This window comes from Sporosarcina sp. FA15 (genome assembly GCF_051550195.1).
GTDB lineage: Bacteria > Bacillota > Bacilli > Bacillales_A > Planococcaceae > Sporosarcina > Sporosarcina psychrophila.
Genome location: NZ_CP188818.1, coordinates 2,515,945 through 2,530,888 on the forward strand (window position 1 = coordinate 2,515,945; position 14,944 = coordinate 2,530,888).

Genomic DNA, 14,944 nt, shown 5'->3' on the forward strand with positions numbered 1-14,944 from the left:
CTTTTCCTTCATAAATTTTCGTCACTTCCGTCAGTTCCACGATTGTGTTCCGATTCACCCGTCTCACCTGCCTCTCCATTTTCAAATAGTACTGTCACCGTTGTCCCGATTCCTTTTTCAGATTCAATTGACAGTGGATGACCTAACCGATTGCATACTTCTGATGCAATATAAAGTCCCATTCCTGTTGATTCGCCAGTTAGTCGACCATTTTCACCAGTGAAGAAAGCCTTGGTAACTCGCTTCAAATCCGAAGATGGGATACCAATCCCTTCATCTCGAATCTGCAATTTCAGTCCATTCCCTGTACAAGACGCTATTAAATGGACTTTCTTTCCCTCGTCGAACGTATATTTCACCGCATTCGTAATGAACTGCCCGATGACGATTTTCATCCACTTCACATCCGTGGCAACAACGAAGTTGTCATCGATTGAAATAACTGGGAATACGCCATTGGTGATGAACAGCCGCTTATGTTCCGTCACGATTTCTTGTACTAGTTTTTTCAAATCAATGCGCTCGATCTGCATATCTTGTTCAAACGTTTCGAGCCGTGCATTGACAAGTACCGAATCGAGCCCACGCCGTATTTTCTCAACCTCTTCAGTGATACTGTCACGGTCGAGGTCATCTTTTTCCTGCAGTAAAAGTCCCATAACGGAAATCGGTGTTTTCATCTGATGGACCCACTGGTTCATAAAGTGGAGTTGCCGATGTTGGGCTGCATACAAGCGTTGCACTTCGTTTTGATACAGTCGGTACAATTCACGTGTAAATTCAGTCGTTTGCCGATGCTCTGGCGCTTGTGCAAATCGGATCAGTGCATCTTCCATCTTTTCTGGCTTACGCGTGATTGCGTCGTAAAATGAACGCCTCATAATAAACTTCCCTAATAAATAGCCGCTGGTCAACAACATACTCATACTGATTGAATAGATAGCCGTGTTGAAATTGCGGAAACCATCCAACCAATACAGCAACATAATGAACAATATAAGAATTAGTTGAAAAGTGAGGAAAGATAGATGTTCTCTTAGAAAAAGGCTTAGTTTTTTCATGATTCTTCCGGCGCTAATAAGAAGCGATATCCCGCGCCACGCACGGTTTCGATTGAAGATTTAATATCATAATCAGCCAGTTTCTTACGCACTCTAGTCATATTGACATTTAATGTATTTTCATCAACAAATGACTGATCATCCCAGAGTTCTTCAAGCAGTTTTTCCCGCGACACAACTTTCGGCGCCGCGTCCATCAGCAACTCAAGGATGACGCATTCTTTTTTCTGAAGGGGTACACTATTTTCACGAATATGCAGTTCCATCCGTTCGATATATAAATGAAGTGCACCAATTTTCACGGTCCGTTCTGATTGGTTAGGAGCGTATTCGCCAAATGTTCTACGTAAATGGCTTCTTATCTTAGCAAGGACGATTTCATAATGGAATGGTTTCGTGATGAAATCATCTCCACCATTTTCTAGCGCAAATACTTGATCCATGTCGCCAGAACGTGCAGAAATAAATAAGATAGGACACGTCGTATGTTGACGAAGCTGACGGCACCAATAATAGCCGTCATAAGAAGGCAGATTGATATCAAGCAAAATGAGATGTGGATCAAACGCGAGGCTTTCCTTAGTAACTTGGTCAAAATCTTCGACGATTGCAACGTCGTATTGGTATTTCCGGAGCGTGTCTGCTAACAGTTGTGCGATTTTCTTATCATCTTCAACTATGAATATACGATGGTTTTCCATAGGTCAGTCCCCTTTCACACTTCCCTTTATTATAGCGTAAAAACAGGCCCGGCGGTTGGAAGGTTTTTGGGAATGTTGTTGTTTTTTGTGGGGGTTATGATTGGTTGGCTGGGTTATATGATTGGTTGGACAGGCTATATGATCGGTTAGGTAGGCTTATGATTGGTTCGGCGGCTGATTTGATTGGTTAGACAGGCTTATGATCGGGTGGACAAGCTTATGATCGGTTGGCGGCTGATTTGATCGGTTCGACAAGCTATATGATCGGTTGCCTGCTTATATGATCGGGCGGACAAGCTATATGATCGCTTGGCGGTTTATATGATCGGTAGGACAAGCTATATGATCGCTTTGCTTGGCTTATGATCGGTGCGACGGTTATATGATCGCTTGAACGGTGCGGCGGCTTATATGATCGATCACACTTTGAAATGACTTAATCCAAAAAGAAAAAGCCCGACATATCGTCAGGCTTCTAATCTCATCAATAAATCAATTGAAGGAACTCTTCTTTCGTAATGCCACCTAGATATGTCGGAATGTCAATTGGTGCGAGCGCTTCGCTAATTGCCTGTCTCTCATACTGGATACCTTTCAAGCTTTCCTCGATAACTGTCACTTCTCCGACACCGAAAAAGTCGCCGAAAATGTTGACGTCTTCCATGATTCCTTTTTTCACTTGGATACGGACATCGATGCCGCCCACTGGGAATCTGTGTGAGTGCTGCATATTAAACTTCGGTGATTTGCCGTAATTCCAATCCCAGTTTGCATAACGCTCCGCAGAAAGTTTATGGATATTCGTCCAATCTTCATCAGTCAACTCTAGATACTGGATTTTTTCTTCTCCGCCGAAAATCGATTTCAGTATTTCCATTCGGAATTGTTCAATTGTCATTGAGTCATTCAGGAATTCGGAAATATTCGCGACACGACTACGGATTGATTTAATCCCTTTTGATTCAATTTTATCTTTACGTACTTTTAATGCTGAAACAACACGTTCTATTTCTGTATCGAACATCAGTGTTCCGTGGCTAAACATACGACCATTCGTTGAAAACTGTGCGTTCCCTGAAACTTTACGACCCTCAACAAGAATGTCATTGCGGCCGAGTAACTCTGCTTTGACACCCATTTCTGCCAATGCCTGAACGACAGGCTCTGTCACCTTTTTGAAGTTGCGGAACGATTCGCCATCGTCTTTTGTTAGGAAACTGTAATTCAAGTTGCCTAAATCGTGGTAGACTGCTCCCCCGCCGGACAATCGTCTAACAACATGAATACCATTTGCTTCCACATATTCTGTATCAATCTCTTCAATCGTGTTCTGATTTTTACCGATGATGATAGAAGGTTCGTTAATATAGAACAGCAAAAACGAATCTTTGTCGATATCCATATTCTTGAGGACGTATTCCTCTATCGCCAAGTTGATATGCGGATCTGTAATTCCTTTATTATCAATGAAATACATAGTTTATCGCTCCTCATTAATAGCTTCTCACCCATTTTATCATCTTTAAGAAGAGAAGACCCCCTCTTACAACTTTCAGAATAAATCGTGAAATGTGTTGACATCTAGTACACTGTTATAATACACTACTAATAACAGATTTAGTTGTAGTACAAATTAGGAAGGGGAGAATGAAAATATGATTGAGAATGTCATCGAGTTTTTCAAAAATCTACCTGCTAAAACTTGTACATCATGCGGGAGTGAAATCGACGAGCAACATGAATGCTACAGTAACAAATGTGATAACTGCAACATCTTGTAATTTTTTTGCAGAGTCTGTACTATTACACATTAAAAAATAAACCAAACACTAATACAGCAAAAAAGGGGATGTTAGCGATGATTGAAAACGTAATTGAGTTTTTTAAGAACCTACCTGCTAAAGTTTGTACGTCATGCGGCAATGAAATCGAAGAACAACATGAGTGTTACGGCAATAAATGCGATGCCTGCAATACCGTATAACCTTTTGCATATACTGTACTATCACAACGTTAATATTAAGCCTAGTACTAATACAAATAAGGAAGGGGAGAATAAAATATGCTTGAAAATGTAATTGAGTTTTTCAAAAATCTACCCGCTAAAGTTTGCACGGTTTGCGGGAAAGAAATCGAAGAGCAGCATGAATGCTACGGCAACAAATGTGACGACTGCAATATCCTGTGAATTAGAAAAGCGCTGCTCCAGGTGAATAACGTTTACTTATCTTTTTTAAACAGCCGTAGAGACTCCTTCGGCTGTTTTTTGATTGTAGAAAGATATACCTTTTTATTTGTCTAGTATGTCGGGACGATCTGTGTGAATGCCATTTGCACCGATGGCCATCATTTTTAATGCAGTTTCAGCATCAATAATAGTATACGCATAAACGGATAGTCCTTTTTCATGCATTTTCTTTATAAATGGGACCGTTAGTGCTTTATAACTAACTCCCAGTCCAGATGCATATGTCAAAAGCTCATCCAATTCTTTTTTTGACAATTTCGCCTCTTCATCATCATCAAATGAAATGAGTTTTAGAAGCGGGATATCTTGATTTAATTCGTAAACGCGTTTTAATCCTTTTTTACTGAATGACTGGATTGCTACTTTAGGATGTCTATCTTTATCAAACCCAATCATGTCGTATTGCTTCAATGTATCTACCAGTTTTTCTTCGATCCCAGGATAGTCTTCTGGATCTTTCAACTCAATGATGAAATTCATATTGTCCCCAAATTGACCGAATACTTCACCCAGTGTAGGAACTGCATATTCTTCTGATGGGCCATTTACAGCTTTCTTGTCTTCATCCTTGTGCCGAAAGTTAACGGATAACTCCTTCAGCTCACTAAGTGTCAATCCACCGATTTTGCCATTAGCTTCGGTTGTACCAGATACATCCGCGTCATGCATAACCGCAAGTTGGCCGTCTTTGGTCAGATGAATATCAAGTTCAATATAGTCGGCAGCAAGTTCTTCTGCCAAATCAAAAGAAGCAAGTGTGTTTTCCGGCACGTATGCTGACGCGCCGCGATGTGCGATAATGAGGAAATCTTCGCTTGGCATTGGTCCGTTTTCCGCCTCGCCTTTGCTACAGCCCGTTAATAACAACACCGCACACAGTATTCCCCATGTATACTTTTTCATTTTGCTTCCTCTTTTCGTTAACTTTCTATGTTTCTTCTATACCCTTTTTCCAACAAAAAAAATCCACCCGAGGGCGAATCTTTTCAGTCAAATAAATCTTCCAATACTTCTTTCACTGCCGCTCTTCCCTGATCAATACAATCGGGTAATCCGACTCCATTATAAGAGGCACCGGCGAGTTTTACTTGTGGGAACTTCGATTCCAGTTCTGCGCGGGCTGCTGCAATCCGCTGTTTGTGACCAACCCGGTATTGCGGGCGGTCTTTTTTCCAACGGGTAATAACCGTAAAATCCGGTTTCCCTGTTATATTCATAACCCTGCCAAGATCAGCAAGAACGATTTTCTCAATTTCAGCATCTGGTAAATCAACAATCGCTTCATCGCCTACGCGACCTACGAAGGCCCGGATAAGTACTTTTCCAGCAGGTGTTGTCGTCGGCCATTTCCGGTGTGTCCACGTGCACGCCGTGATTGAATAATCGCTGCTTCTTGAGACAAGAAAACCGGTTCCTTCTTTGTCCTGTACGACATGTTCCTCCGGAAAAGCAAGGGCCACTGTCGCAACAGACGTTGTTGGTATTTCTCTTAAATCTTGCAATAATCCGTGCGGAGCAAATAAGCGACCCGCCATCTCATGCCCAGTTGTAAGTATAACTGCATCTGCTTCTATTTTACGGCCGTCATTCATTTCAAGTATAGTCTTTTCCCCGACCATTCCTGGCGCCTCAATTGCATCGATCCGAACACCTTTCATGACGGAACCTGGTTCAAGTTGTTGTTCAATTGCTTCAACAATTGTTTCAAGTCCGTTACGGAACGTGTGGAAAACGCCTTCTTTCTTAGCGCCATGTCCGTCTTTCTGCGGTAGTTGTTTCGGTGTCGTTTTTTTCATCCCGAGAATCAGACTTCGATGTTTCTTTTCCACTGCGTAGAACTGCGGGAATGTAGATTCCAAACTCATGTGGTCAATATCGCCTGCGTAAACGCCAGATAACAACGGTTCAATCAAGTTCTCAACAATTTCCCCGCCAAAACGTCTGCGGAAAAATCCACCGAGTGACTGATCCCCTTTGATGTTTGAGCGTGGGAGGACGAAATCGCCCGCTGCACGCAATTTTCCTGACAACGAAAACAGTCCCGTTTTCAAGAATGGACCAATTTCTGTTGGGATACCCATAACAGAACCGCCTGGAATTGGATGTAACTCGCCACCGACAAGCACGTATGCTTGCCCTGTCGCGTTTTTCACAAGCTCCCCTTCGATTCCAAGGTCTTGTGCAAGGACTCCCATGCTTTTTTTCCGTATAAGAAATGAATCCGGACCACGCTCGATGATAAAACCGTTACGCCGGACTGTCTGGATTTTGCCACCAAGTCGATTTGACGCCTCGACAAGTATGACATCTAGAGGTAAGCCTTTTTCACGCGCTTCTTTCTGCATATAAAATGCCGCGGAGAGGCCCGTAATCCCTCCGCCGACAATAACGACTTTCTTGTTTTGTCCGCTCATGTCCATCATCACTTTCTTTCAACCATATTAAGCTTCTTTCATCTTTTCAAATACTGCATCCACCATCGCATCGATGAAGAGTGGGTCGATGTTCGGCATTGCCGGACGGTAGTAGGATGCACCGATTTCATCACACACAACTTTACACTCATAATCATTGTCAAATAGTACTTCGAGATGGTCGGAAACAAATCCAACTGGCGTATAAACAAATGTTGTATATCCTTTTTCATTATGCAAATCGCGTGTTAAATCTTGAACGTCGGGACCAAGCCATGGTTCAGGCGTTTGCCCTGCACTTTGCCAACCTAGTTCATAGTTTTTCACACCAGCAGCTTTTGCAATCAATTCAGCTGTTTCTTTCAACTGATCTGGATATGGATCACCATTCGCGATTATTTTTTCCGGCAACGAATGCGCTGAAACAATCAGACATGCTTTCGCTCTCTCTTCTTCGCTCATGCTGTCGAATGTACCGCGCACTTGATCAGTCCAGAATTCAATAAACTTCGGCTGTTTGTACCAACTTTCGACAGAAGTAATTGTGATACCATGCTTGTCAGCCTCTTCTTTCGTGCGGCCATTGTATGACTTGACAGAAAACGTCGAGAAATGCGGCGCCAGTACGATTGAGACCGCTTCTGTAATCCCGTCTTCATGCATTTTTTCTACCGCATCCTCAATAAATGGTGCAATATGTTTCAATCCAATATAGACCTTGAATTCAATGTTATCCTGCACTTCATTCAGACGGTTGCAAAGCGCGTTTGCTTGGTCTTCAGTAATTCGCGCAAGCGGAGAAATCCCGCCAATTGCCTCATAGCGATTGCGAAGGTCCTCCAATTGTTCGGGTGCAGGCGGGCGACCGTGGCGGATATGCGTATAATACGATTCAATATCCTCTTCCTTATTCGGAGTCCCATAAGCCATCACTAAAAGTCCCATTTGTTTCTTTGTCATAACATTCACCTCTTCGTTTGGATCAGCACGTTATTTACGCAGCTGTGCACTATATTCATGAACAAATTCAGTTAATCTTTTCAATGTTGCTGGTTTCACATCAGGGAACACGCCATGACCAAGGTTGAAAATGTGGTTACCATGCTCTACGCCTTGTTCGATGATTACTTTCGCACGTTCTTCGATAATGCTCCAATCTGCAAGTAGCAGTGATGGGTCAAGATTCCCTTGCAGCGGCTTCGTTAGACCGCGCTCTCCTGCTTCTTTTACAGATAAGCGCCAGTCGAGACCAACAACGTCTACAGGCAAGTCATGCCATTCGTTTGCCAAGTGGCTTGCGCCGACACCGAATGTGATTAGTGGAACGTTCAATTTACGCAGCTCTGTGAAAATACGCGTCATAACTGGTTTGATGAAGATTCGGTAATCAGATACATTTAATGCCCCTACCCACGAATCAAAGATTTGAATTGCTTTTGCACCCGCATTAACTTGTGCAGTAATATACGTAATCGTCATATCTGCTAGTTTGTCCATCAATGCGAACCATGCTTCCGGCTCAGATACCATGAATGATTTCGTCAAGTTGTAGCTTTTCGATGGACCGCCTTCAATCATATAACTCGCAAGCGTAAATGGTGCCCCCGCAAAGCCGATAAGCGGAACATTCAATTGTTCCTTCGTCAATATTTTAATCGTTTCAAGAACGAAAGGAATATCATCTTGTGGTGATAGATCGCCAAGATTATGGACATCTTGAACTGTACGGATTGGATTTGAGATAACTGGACCAATGCCCGCTTTTATTTTCACATCAATACCAATTCCCGGAAGTGGTGTAACGATGTCTTTGTAAAGAATTGCCGCGTCGACATTATACTGATCAACTGGAAGCTTTGTTACATATGCGCAAAGTTCAGGTTGGTGCGTAATCTCTTCAAGAGAATATTTCTCCTTGATTTTTAGGTATTCCGGTTGTGAACGCCCTGCCTGCCTCATGTACCAAGCCGGTGTATGATCAATTTTCTCGCCTCTTGCAGCGCGTAAAAGTGTATCATTGAATTTTGTCATTTGGTTTATTCCCACTTTCTTAATTAACTATTTCCGTGTTACATATCCGTACTCAATATAGACGTTTCCCTTTGCAAAGTATAGCTTTTAGCCCCGTTATTCATACAATTGTGCTAACTTCTTACTTTTTTCGCCATCATTTTGTCAAAGTTTGTTTTAAGTTCTCAAATAGGGGAAAATAGATAAATAAGAACTACAAGGAGGTTTTTTTGAAAATGAATATTTATATGACATCGGGTACACCTGAATTTATGGAAAGTTTAAAAGAAAAATATGCGGCAGAAAGCTTGATTGCCATGCATGGTCATGGTAATTCTCTTTTACTGCATGAAACGGTAGGTAAAACTGTGTTCCAAACACCACGCCGTTACGAAGTCATTAGCTCCTCGGGAACACTGCAAGATAACGGTTATTTCGTTTTCAACAATATTCCCGTCACGGATGAAGGACGTCCAGTTTTTGAGCATCGCTTTACAGAACTTACGGGTGCTATTGAATCTGAACTCGGATTCATCGCATTTCGTTTGCTCCGCCCACTCGATTCAGACACGTATATCGTTCTGACAGAATGGTCTGATAGCACCCATTATACAAGATGGGAAAACTCATCTGCTTTCGACAAGGCTCACTCCTCAAATCATGCAGAAGCAGGCGTCGATACTTCGCTTCATATTTTCTCGAGCGCTCCTTATGTAACAACTTATACCACGAAAGATAAGATATAAAACGCGCGACCCGAACTACGGGTTGCGTTTTAGTGTTCCCTCTCAAATGTTTGCTATAATAGAAGTAGCAACATTCAAATTAGATAATTTTTAGGGGGAACAGTCCATTGAAAGAACAATTGTATGAAAAGCTCGATAGCGCTTATGAGGATATGGTCGTTATTCGCCGCCACCTTCACATGAATCCTGAATTATCTTTTAAGGAAGAAAAAACTGCGCAGTACATACATGATTTTTACGCTGACCTTGGTATTGAAGTACGTAAGGGGGTTGGCGGCAATGGTGTCGTTGCAAGGGTTTCGGGTGGTAGACCTGGTAAGACGGTTGCACTACGTGCAGATTTCGACGCGCTACCCATTCAAGATGAAAAGGATGTAGCGTATAAATCAACTGTTCCAGGCGTCATGCATGCTTGTGGTCACGATGGGCACACTGCTACACTCCTACAGCTTGCAAAAGCCATTCATGAACTGCATGAAGACCTTGCTGGCGACTATGTTTTCATCCACCAACACGCAGAAGAATTTGCTCCAGGCGGTGCAATTTCCATGATTGAAGACGGTTGCCTTGATGGGGTTGATGTCATTTTTGGAACGCATCTATGGTCTTTGACACCTTTAGGTACAATCGAATATTTGACCGGTCCTGTAATGGCAGCGGCTGACCGTTTCGACATTAAAATCCAAGGCGCAGGCGGTCACGGTGCGGCTCCGCATCAAACGAAAGACGCTATCGTTATTGGCGCACAGCTAGTGATGAATTTACAGCAACTTGTTTCCCGTCGCGTCGATCCAATCGACTCGGCAGTGTTATCTATCGGTTCATTCGTTGCACAAAACGCATTTAATGTCATAGCCGATTCAGCAAAACTAGGCGGTACGGTACGGACATTCAACCCTGACATTCGCCATTTGATGGAACGCGAAATGAAACGCGTTGTTGACGGGACTGCGCTTGCAAATGACTGTACAATCGATTTCGAATATGTACGCGGCTATCCAGCTGTTGTCAATCACAAAGCCGAAACAGAATTTCTGAAGACTGTCGCGGAAGGTATTCTTGGCGTGGAATCAGTCGTGGAATCAACACCACAAATGGGCGGCGAAGATTTTGCATATTATTTGGAAAAAGTACCCGGTACATTTTTCTTCACTGGCGCAAAACCTGACAATCCATATCCACATCATCACCCAAAATTCGACATCGATGAAAATGCGATGCTTCTCGCAGCAAAAACACTCGGCGCTGCAGCTATCGATTTCCAAAATTTATAAAACAAAGGTCTTCCCTCTTAATTATAGGAGTAGAAGGCCTTTTTTTTTCATATGAAATACTGGTGAGTAGGGCTTGGAAAAATCCATTTTCTCTGGACCATTTCCGTTCGCTTTTCGGCGAACTAATCACGACAGATTTATCGTGACGCATATGTGACCAGTAGGTGATTATTTTATTCACTGTTTACTTTTATGATAAAACTCTAGAAGCCTTATGTACAGGTGTTATCGGATCGGTTTGTACTGAACGACTACTGCGTAAGGAAGCGACGGACAGATAGTCGGAAAGGGATGTGACTAGAAATGTACAAGTGCAAATATAGACTTGTATGCTTTTCTTACAGGTTCTCCATGTAAGAAAGTGGATATTCAACAGACGTGATACAAAATCCTGCTCATTCAAAATAATAACAAATTCCATTTTAGTAAATTGCATAATACGAGTGATAATAGCACTAAAAAACAAAATAGTTCAAATAGTTTAATTAAATGGTTGCATTTTAAATTTTCTAATTTATACTAGGACTTATGCAACAACAATAAACTATAAGGGGTGCATTTTATTGGTTAAAAAGAAATGGTTAGGGAAATACATTGTTTCTTTCAATACATTTTTGTTACTACCTGTGGTCCAAGGAAATAAACTATCAACGCTTGTAATCGAACGAAACGGTGAATTGAACGTTTCACGAAAACCCGTTCACATTGTTAAAAATTCTTGTCATTATTATGGTGGTTCTTTACAAAATTCAACAAATACAGCAAAACTAGCAATTGGAAAACGCCATAAAATGCCTATAATTATAGCTCATGATTTCGGAGTACCTTATATCTTTCTACCAACAATGTCTCCGAATTCAGAAGAGAATGTCTGGGTTTCCTATAGTGCGATTGATAATATAGAACCGGATGGTATGGGCTGTATTCTCTACTTGGAAAATGGTCTTTCCTTCAAGCTCGATATTTCAGCTACAACAATGTATCGCCAATATGCAGTCGCTGCACTTCTCGAAAAAAACTTTTTGAAAAAACAAAGACAATTGAACAGGCCATCAAAATTCGATAAATTTGACTTCCCGGATGAGGATTGACTTAACTTTCAAACATGGCGAAGTAAATGTTTAACAGTTCCTTCGTCCAATTACGTAGGCGGATGTTCAAATAACGTCTGTGGTCCTTATTGTCCCCGTATACGAAAATATACTCAGTGAAAGTAGCGTATGACTTTCATATTCTGGCGACGTAAGTAGATGGTGGTTTCCCTAAGTTCAGCACGTGCAGCTCTTGTTGCTTCATCGACAAGTTTGACATAAGGTCCTTTCAGTTTGAATGGACCTTTTTCAAACGAATCTCGATCCTTTTCCAATATAATAAGAAGCATCGGCAAATAAATCATATTCTCAAAATGCGGCAATGCCTCTGCAGATATTAAATGCATTTTAACTGCTCCCATCCTCACACAGAACATTAGTTCTTATTATTGTATACCCATATCACTGATAAGACAACCTACAATTTTTTTGTAGGTTATATGGTTTTGTAGGGGACTGTACGACAGCCACGAAACAAAAAAAGACTTTCGGCTATTACAGCTGAAAGTCTTACATATGAACCACATTTACTCTTTCCCGTCATCACCGATGTAATGCACCGACGCAGCTTTCCAATCGTCACCATTTTTCGTAAATACGGTCACTTGTCTTCCATCTTGTTTTGTCACAAGACCAGTAGATACTTGTTTATATGATGTATTCAAATTCGAGAAGACTTGGGCTTCCTTATCAGAATACTTTACAATCGTTACGTTCGATATTTCGCGATTTAGCTCATATTCACTAAATTGCTCTTCCATGAATGCACGTTCTTCCTCAAAATCATAGTCTTCCGGAGAAAGTGTATTCAAATAGCCATCGATATCTTGTTCATTCAGCGTATCGATATACACCTTATATACTGCTAAAATTTGTTCTTTCTCCTCAGCCGGAACACCAGAAGCTTCTTCTATAACTCCTCCCTCTAAGCTAAAACCCACTTTTTTGTCTTCCACACCATGATCAATTGCACCGTTTTCATTCGCCGCCTCGCCATCATTGACCGAGCCGCTTCCAGTCGACTTCTCTCCATCGCTACTGCACGCGCCAAGTAGTAAAAGAACCGACATACTTATAGGAACAAATATTTTTTTCATTTTCTTTCCTCCTGAACAGGTAAAAAGGCCGCTCCGACTGGATGGCCTTTCTCCTTTTATTTAAGAAAAGCGTAAGGCGCCGTTAAGCCCCGACAGGCATAAGAGACAAGGTAGGCAGTCTAAAATCGCGACTTCCTGTCGCAACGACTGCATACCTGCATCCTTGCAGGCACGAGGAGGCGTACTTCAGCCCCCACACAGGAGGAGGGATGAAGTTCAATCCCTCCCCCAAAACGACTTCCAAGGAACCTAGCCTAAGTACGCCGCGTCCTGCGGCAATGGCTACGTGCCCCACATCCTGTGGGCCTCCGAGGGGCTGGCGTTTGGAGCCTAGACATCATTCCAGGTTGGAAAACTTTTACTTTCTTGTTTTTCAACAAAGTCCGAATTACTTCACTTCAACCCAACCATTTTTAATAGCAGTTACAACTGCTTGTGTCCGGTCATTTACAGCCATTTTTTGCAAAATACTTGAAACGTGGTTTTTAACCGTCTTTTCAGAAATGAATAACGTTTCTCCAATTGTCCGGTTACTTTGCCCATCCGTCAACAGTTGCAATACTTCACACTCACGTTTTGTAAGTAGGTGGAATGGTCGGCGGATATCATTTTGCTGGAATGACCCTTTATGCTCCCGTTCACTCAATCTGCGGAATTCCGTAACAAGGTTATGTGTCACTTTCGGGTGAAGATACGAACCGCCCATTTCAACGACCTTAATCGCTTGAACGATTGCATCTGCATCCATCTCTTTCAGCATATAGCCAAGCGCACCCGTTTTCAGTGCATGCGATACATATGACTCGTCATCATGAATCGACAACATAATTACCTTCGCATTAGGAAACTCTTTAACAAGATTCTCGGTCGCATCGACACCATTCATACGTGGCATGTTAATGTCCATAAGAACAACATCCGGTTCGCACTGTCTATAAAGTTCATTTACTTCGCTACCGTCATCACCTTCTGCAACAACTTCAAAAGAATCTTCAAAGTCCAGAATTCTCTTTACCCCTTCACGGAATAATTGATGATCATCTACAATTAATATTTTCGTAACAGTCATAGTCATTTCCTCCCCATATATCTAGCCGTCAATTATTTCATTCCGAAGCGGGATCCGGAAATGGATCATCGTACCATTGCCAGGCGTTGAAGTGATTGTCATATCGCCTTTTAATAAATCAATTCGTTCCCGCATCCCAATTAAACCGAACGACTTATCTTTCACTTCATTCTGGTTGAATCCTTGTCCATTATCCTTAATGATAATATTCATTATATCGCGAAGCCATTCAGTTTTCACCCAAATGTCCTTCGATTTTCCATGTTTCAATGCATTTGATACAGATTCTTGTACAAGTCGGAAGACCGACACTTCAAAATTCGTTTGAAAACGCTGCTCTTGTCCACTATTTTGAAAGTGAATTTCAACATTTTTTTCATATTCTTCGATTGTCGACAAATACTTTCTCAATGTCGGAATCAGGCCAAGATCGTCAAGTGCCATAGGTCGAAGATCATAAATGATACGCCGGACTTCATAAAGTGCATTCCTCACCATCACTTTGAGATCTGCTAATTCACCCAATGCAGGTTGAGGACCTTTTTCTACAAAGATTTTTTCAATCAACCCAGTACGGATCATCACATTCGCCAACATTTGCGCTGGCCCGTCATGAATGTCACGAGAAAGCCTTTTGCGCTCCTCTTCCTGTGCCTGAATAATTCTGATGCTGAAATCCTGCTTGTGTCTTGCATTTTCAAGTGCTTCACCAACATTTTTTAAATCAGAAGTCAAATAGTTAATAACGGTCGCCACTTGATTAACAAGCTGATCCGCCCGTTCGATTGTATCGAGTAGCGCTACGAGGCGTCTGTCTAAATCGTCCCGACGTGCACGTAGCTGCTTCTCCTCCATCCGGTTAATGGATAATCGGACATGTAAGTCATTTGCAACTTCGTAAGCCTCTCTCACTTGTTCCTCTGAGTAATTCATGAAGTTCTTCGAGACGTCGGCGAGACGTTTGCGTGAATGCCCAGTCATGTTCTCCAAATAGTCGCCTTCGGTTATTGCCTGGGAAATATCACTTTTGACCGTTGCAAGCTCTTTTTTCATATCGACAAAGCTTTGACGGCTTTGTTCGCTTATAATAAAGATATCGTTCTTTGAGTTATCCATAGCACGGACCATACTACTAAAGATTGTTTCAAGCGTTTGGATATCAACTATATTTTCCCTCAAGATTAAGTTCCCTCCCGCCTACAGCCTGAAAAATTACATATATACTATTAAGTA

17 protein-coding genes are annotated in these 14,944 nt (G+C 41.9%); 6 read left to right on the plus strand and 11 right to left on the minus strand.

Annotated elements, in window-relative coordinates; translation table 11 throughout:
- Positions 1-8 precede the first annotated feature (8 nt).
- The 3 genes from ACP8HG_RS12075 to ACP8HG_RS12085 form a co-directional block, all read right to left on the minus strand.
- Positions 9-1,061 carry a sensor histidine kinase gene (locus ACP8HG_RS12075; protein WP_438296444.1) on the minus strand — a complete coding sequence of 351 codons (1,053 nt, stop codon included), beginning with the start codon at positions 1,059-1,061 and terminating at the stop codon, positions 9-11.
- Positions 1,058-1,762: a response regulator transcription factor gene (locus ACP8HG_RS12080; RefSeq protein ID WP_187045604.1), complete on the minus strand. Its 705-nt coding sequence runs from the start codon at positions 1,760-1,762 to the stop codon at positions 1,058-1,060. Before ACP8HG_RS12080 ends, ACP8HG_RS12075 begins: the two co-directional genes overlap by 4 nt.
- Positions 1,763-2,246: 484 nt before the next feature.
- Positions 2,247-3,239 (minus strand): lipoate--protein ligase, encoded by a 993-nt coding sequence (locus tag ACP8HG_RS12085; protein ID WP_067212088.1) that lies wholly within the window; start codon positions 3,237-3,239, stop codon positions 2,247-2,249.
- A gap of 178 nt (positions 3,240-3,417) precedes the next feature.
- Between ACP8HG_RS12085 and yhfH (ACP8HG_RS12090) the strand changes: the two genes are divergently transcribed.
- The 3 genes from yhfH (ACP8HG_RS12090) (at position 3,418) to yhfH (ACP8HG_RS12100) (ending at position 3,950) form a co-directional block, all read left to right on the plus strand.
- Positions 3,418-3,543, plus strand: coding sequence for a protein YhfH (yhfH, locus tag ACP8HG_RS12090; RefSeq protein ID WP_187045605.1), 126 nt, complete (start codon positions 3,418-3,420; stop codon positions 3,541-3,543).
- 77 nt (positions 3,544-3,620) lie between these two features.
- The gene (gene yhfH, locus ACP8HG_RS12095) at positions 3,621-3,746 is read left to right on the plus strand and encodes a protein YhfH (protein WP_187045606.1); all 126 of its coding nucleotides are present in this window, start codon (positions 3,621-3,623) and stop codon (positions 3,744-3,746) included.
- A gap of 78 nt (positions 3,747-3,824) precedes the next feature.
- Entirely contained in the window at positions 3,825-3,950 is a 126-nt protein-coding gene (gene yhfH, locus ACP8HG_RS12100; RefSeq protein WP_082786678.1) for a protein YhfH, read from the plus strand.
- Positions 3,951-4,052: 102 nt separating this feature from the next.
- On the opposite strand, the gene ACP8HG_RS12105 is transcribed toward yhfH (ACP8HG_RS12100), so the two are convergent.
- From ACP8HG_RS12105 to hemE, 4 genes are all read right to left on the minus strand, one after another.
- Positions 4,053-4,913, minus strand: coding sequence for a glycerophosphodiester phosphodiesterase family protein (locus tag ACP8HG_RS12105; protein ID WP_342538904.1), 861 nt, complete (start codon positions 4,911-4,913; stop codon positions 4,053-4,055).
- Between the two features lie 83 nt (positions 4,914-4,996).
- A complete protein-coding gene (hemY, locus tag ACP8HG_RS12110; RefSeq protein WP_067212092.1) occupies positions 4,997-6,424 on the minus strand; it encodes a protoporphyrinogen oxidase in 1,428 nt (475 codons plus the stop codon).
- Positions 6,425-6,451: 27 nt separating this feature from the next.
- On the minus strand, positions 6,452-7,384 hold the full coding sequence (gene hemH, locus ACP8HG_RS12115; RefSeq protein WP_067212099.1) for a ferrochelatase: 933 nt from the start codon (positions 7,382-7,384) through the stop codon (positions 6,452-6,454).
- Positions 7,385-7,414: 30 nt separating this feature from the next.
- Complete coding sequence (gene hemE, locus ACP8HG_RS12120; protein ID WP_067212102.1) at positions 7,415-8,455, minus strand: uroporphyrinogen decarboxylase; 1,041 nt, start codon at positions 8,453-8,455, stop codon at positions 7,415-7,417.
- Positions 8,456-8,670: 215 nt separating this feature from the next.
- On the opposite strand from hemE, the gene ACP8HG_RS12125 reads away from it, so the two are divergent.
- From ACP8HG_RS12125 to ACP8HG_RS12135, 3 genes are all read left to right on the plus strand, one after another.
- Complete coding sequence (locus ACP8HG_RS12125) at positions 8,671-9,180, plus strand: antibiotic biosynthesis monooxygenase family protein (protein ID WP_067212104.1); 510 nt, start codon at positions 8,671-8,673, stop codon at positions 9,178-9,180.
- Positions 9,181-9,287: 107 nt separating this feature from the next.
- The gene (locus ACP8HG_RS12130) at positions 9,288-10,454 is read left to right on the plus strand and encodes a M20 metallopeptidase family protein (protein ID WP_067212106.1); all 1,167 of its coding nucleotides are present in this window, start codon (positions 9,288-9,290) and stop codon (positions 10,452-10,454) included.
- A gap of 563 nt (positions 10,455-11,017) precedes the next feature.
- Positions 11,018-11,545 (plus strand): competence protein ComK, encoded by a 528-nt coding sequence (locus tag ACP8HG_RS12135; RefSeq protein WP_338655466.1) that lies wholly within the window; start codon positions 11,018-11,020, stop codon positions 11,543-11,545.
- A 113-nt stretch (positions 11,546-11,658) separates the two neighbouring features.
- Here ACP8HG_RS12135 and ACP8HG_RS12140 read toward each other — a convergent pair whose 3' ends face one another.
- The 4 genes from ACP8HG_RS12140 to ACP8HG_RS12155 form a co-directional block, all read right to left on the minus strand.
- Positions 11,659-11,907: a hypothetical protein gene (locus ACP8HG_RS12140; RefSeq protein ID WP_438296450.1), complete on the minus strand. Its 249-nt coding sequence runs from the start codon at positions 11,905-11,907 to the stop codon at positions 11,659-11,661.
- 165 nt (positions 11,908-12,072) lie between these two features.
- On the minus strand, positions 12,073-12,642 hold the full coding sequence (locus tag ACP8HG_RS12145; protein ID WP_338655463.1) for a nuclear transport factor 2 family protein: 570 nt from the start codon (positions 12,640-12,642) through the stop codon (positions 12,073-12,075).
- Positions 12,643-13,030: 388 nt separating this feature from the next.
- On the minus strand, positions 13,031-13,711 hold the full coding sequence (locus tag ACP8HG_RS12150) for a response regulator transcription factor (protein WP_067212111.1): 681 nt from the start codon (positions 13,709-13,711) through the stop codon (positions 13,031-13,033).
- 21 nt (positions 13,712-13,732) lie between these two features.
- Positions 13,733-14,893, minus strand: a complete 1,161-nt coding sequence (locus ACP8HG_RS12155; RefSeq protein WP_338656778.1) for a sensor histidine kinase — start codon at positions 14,891-14,893, stop codon at positions 13,733-13,735.
- Positions 14,894-14,944: the final 51 nt, after the last annotated feature.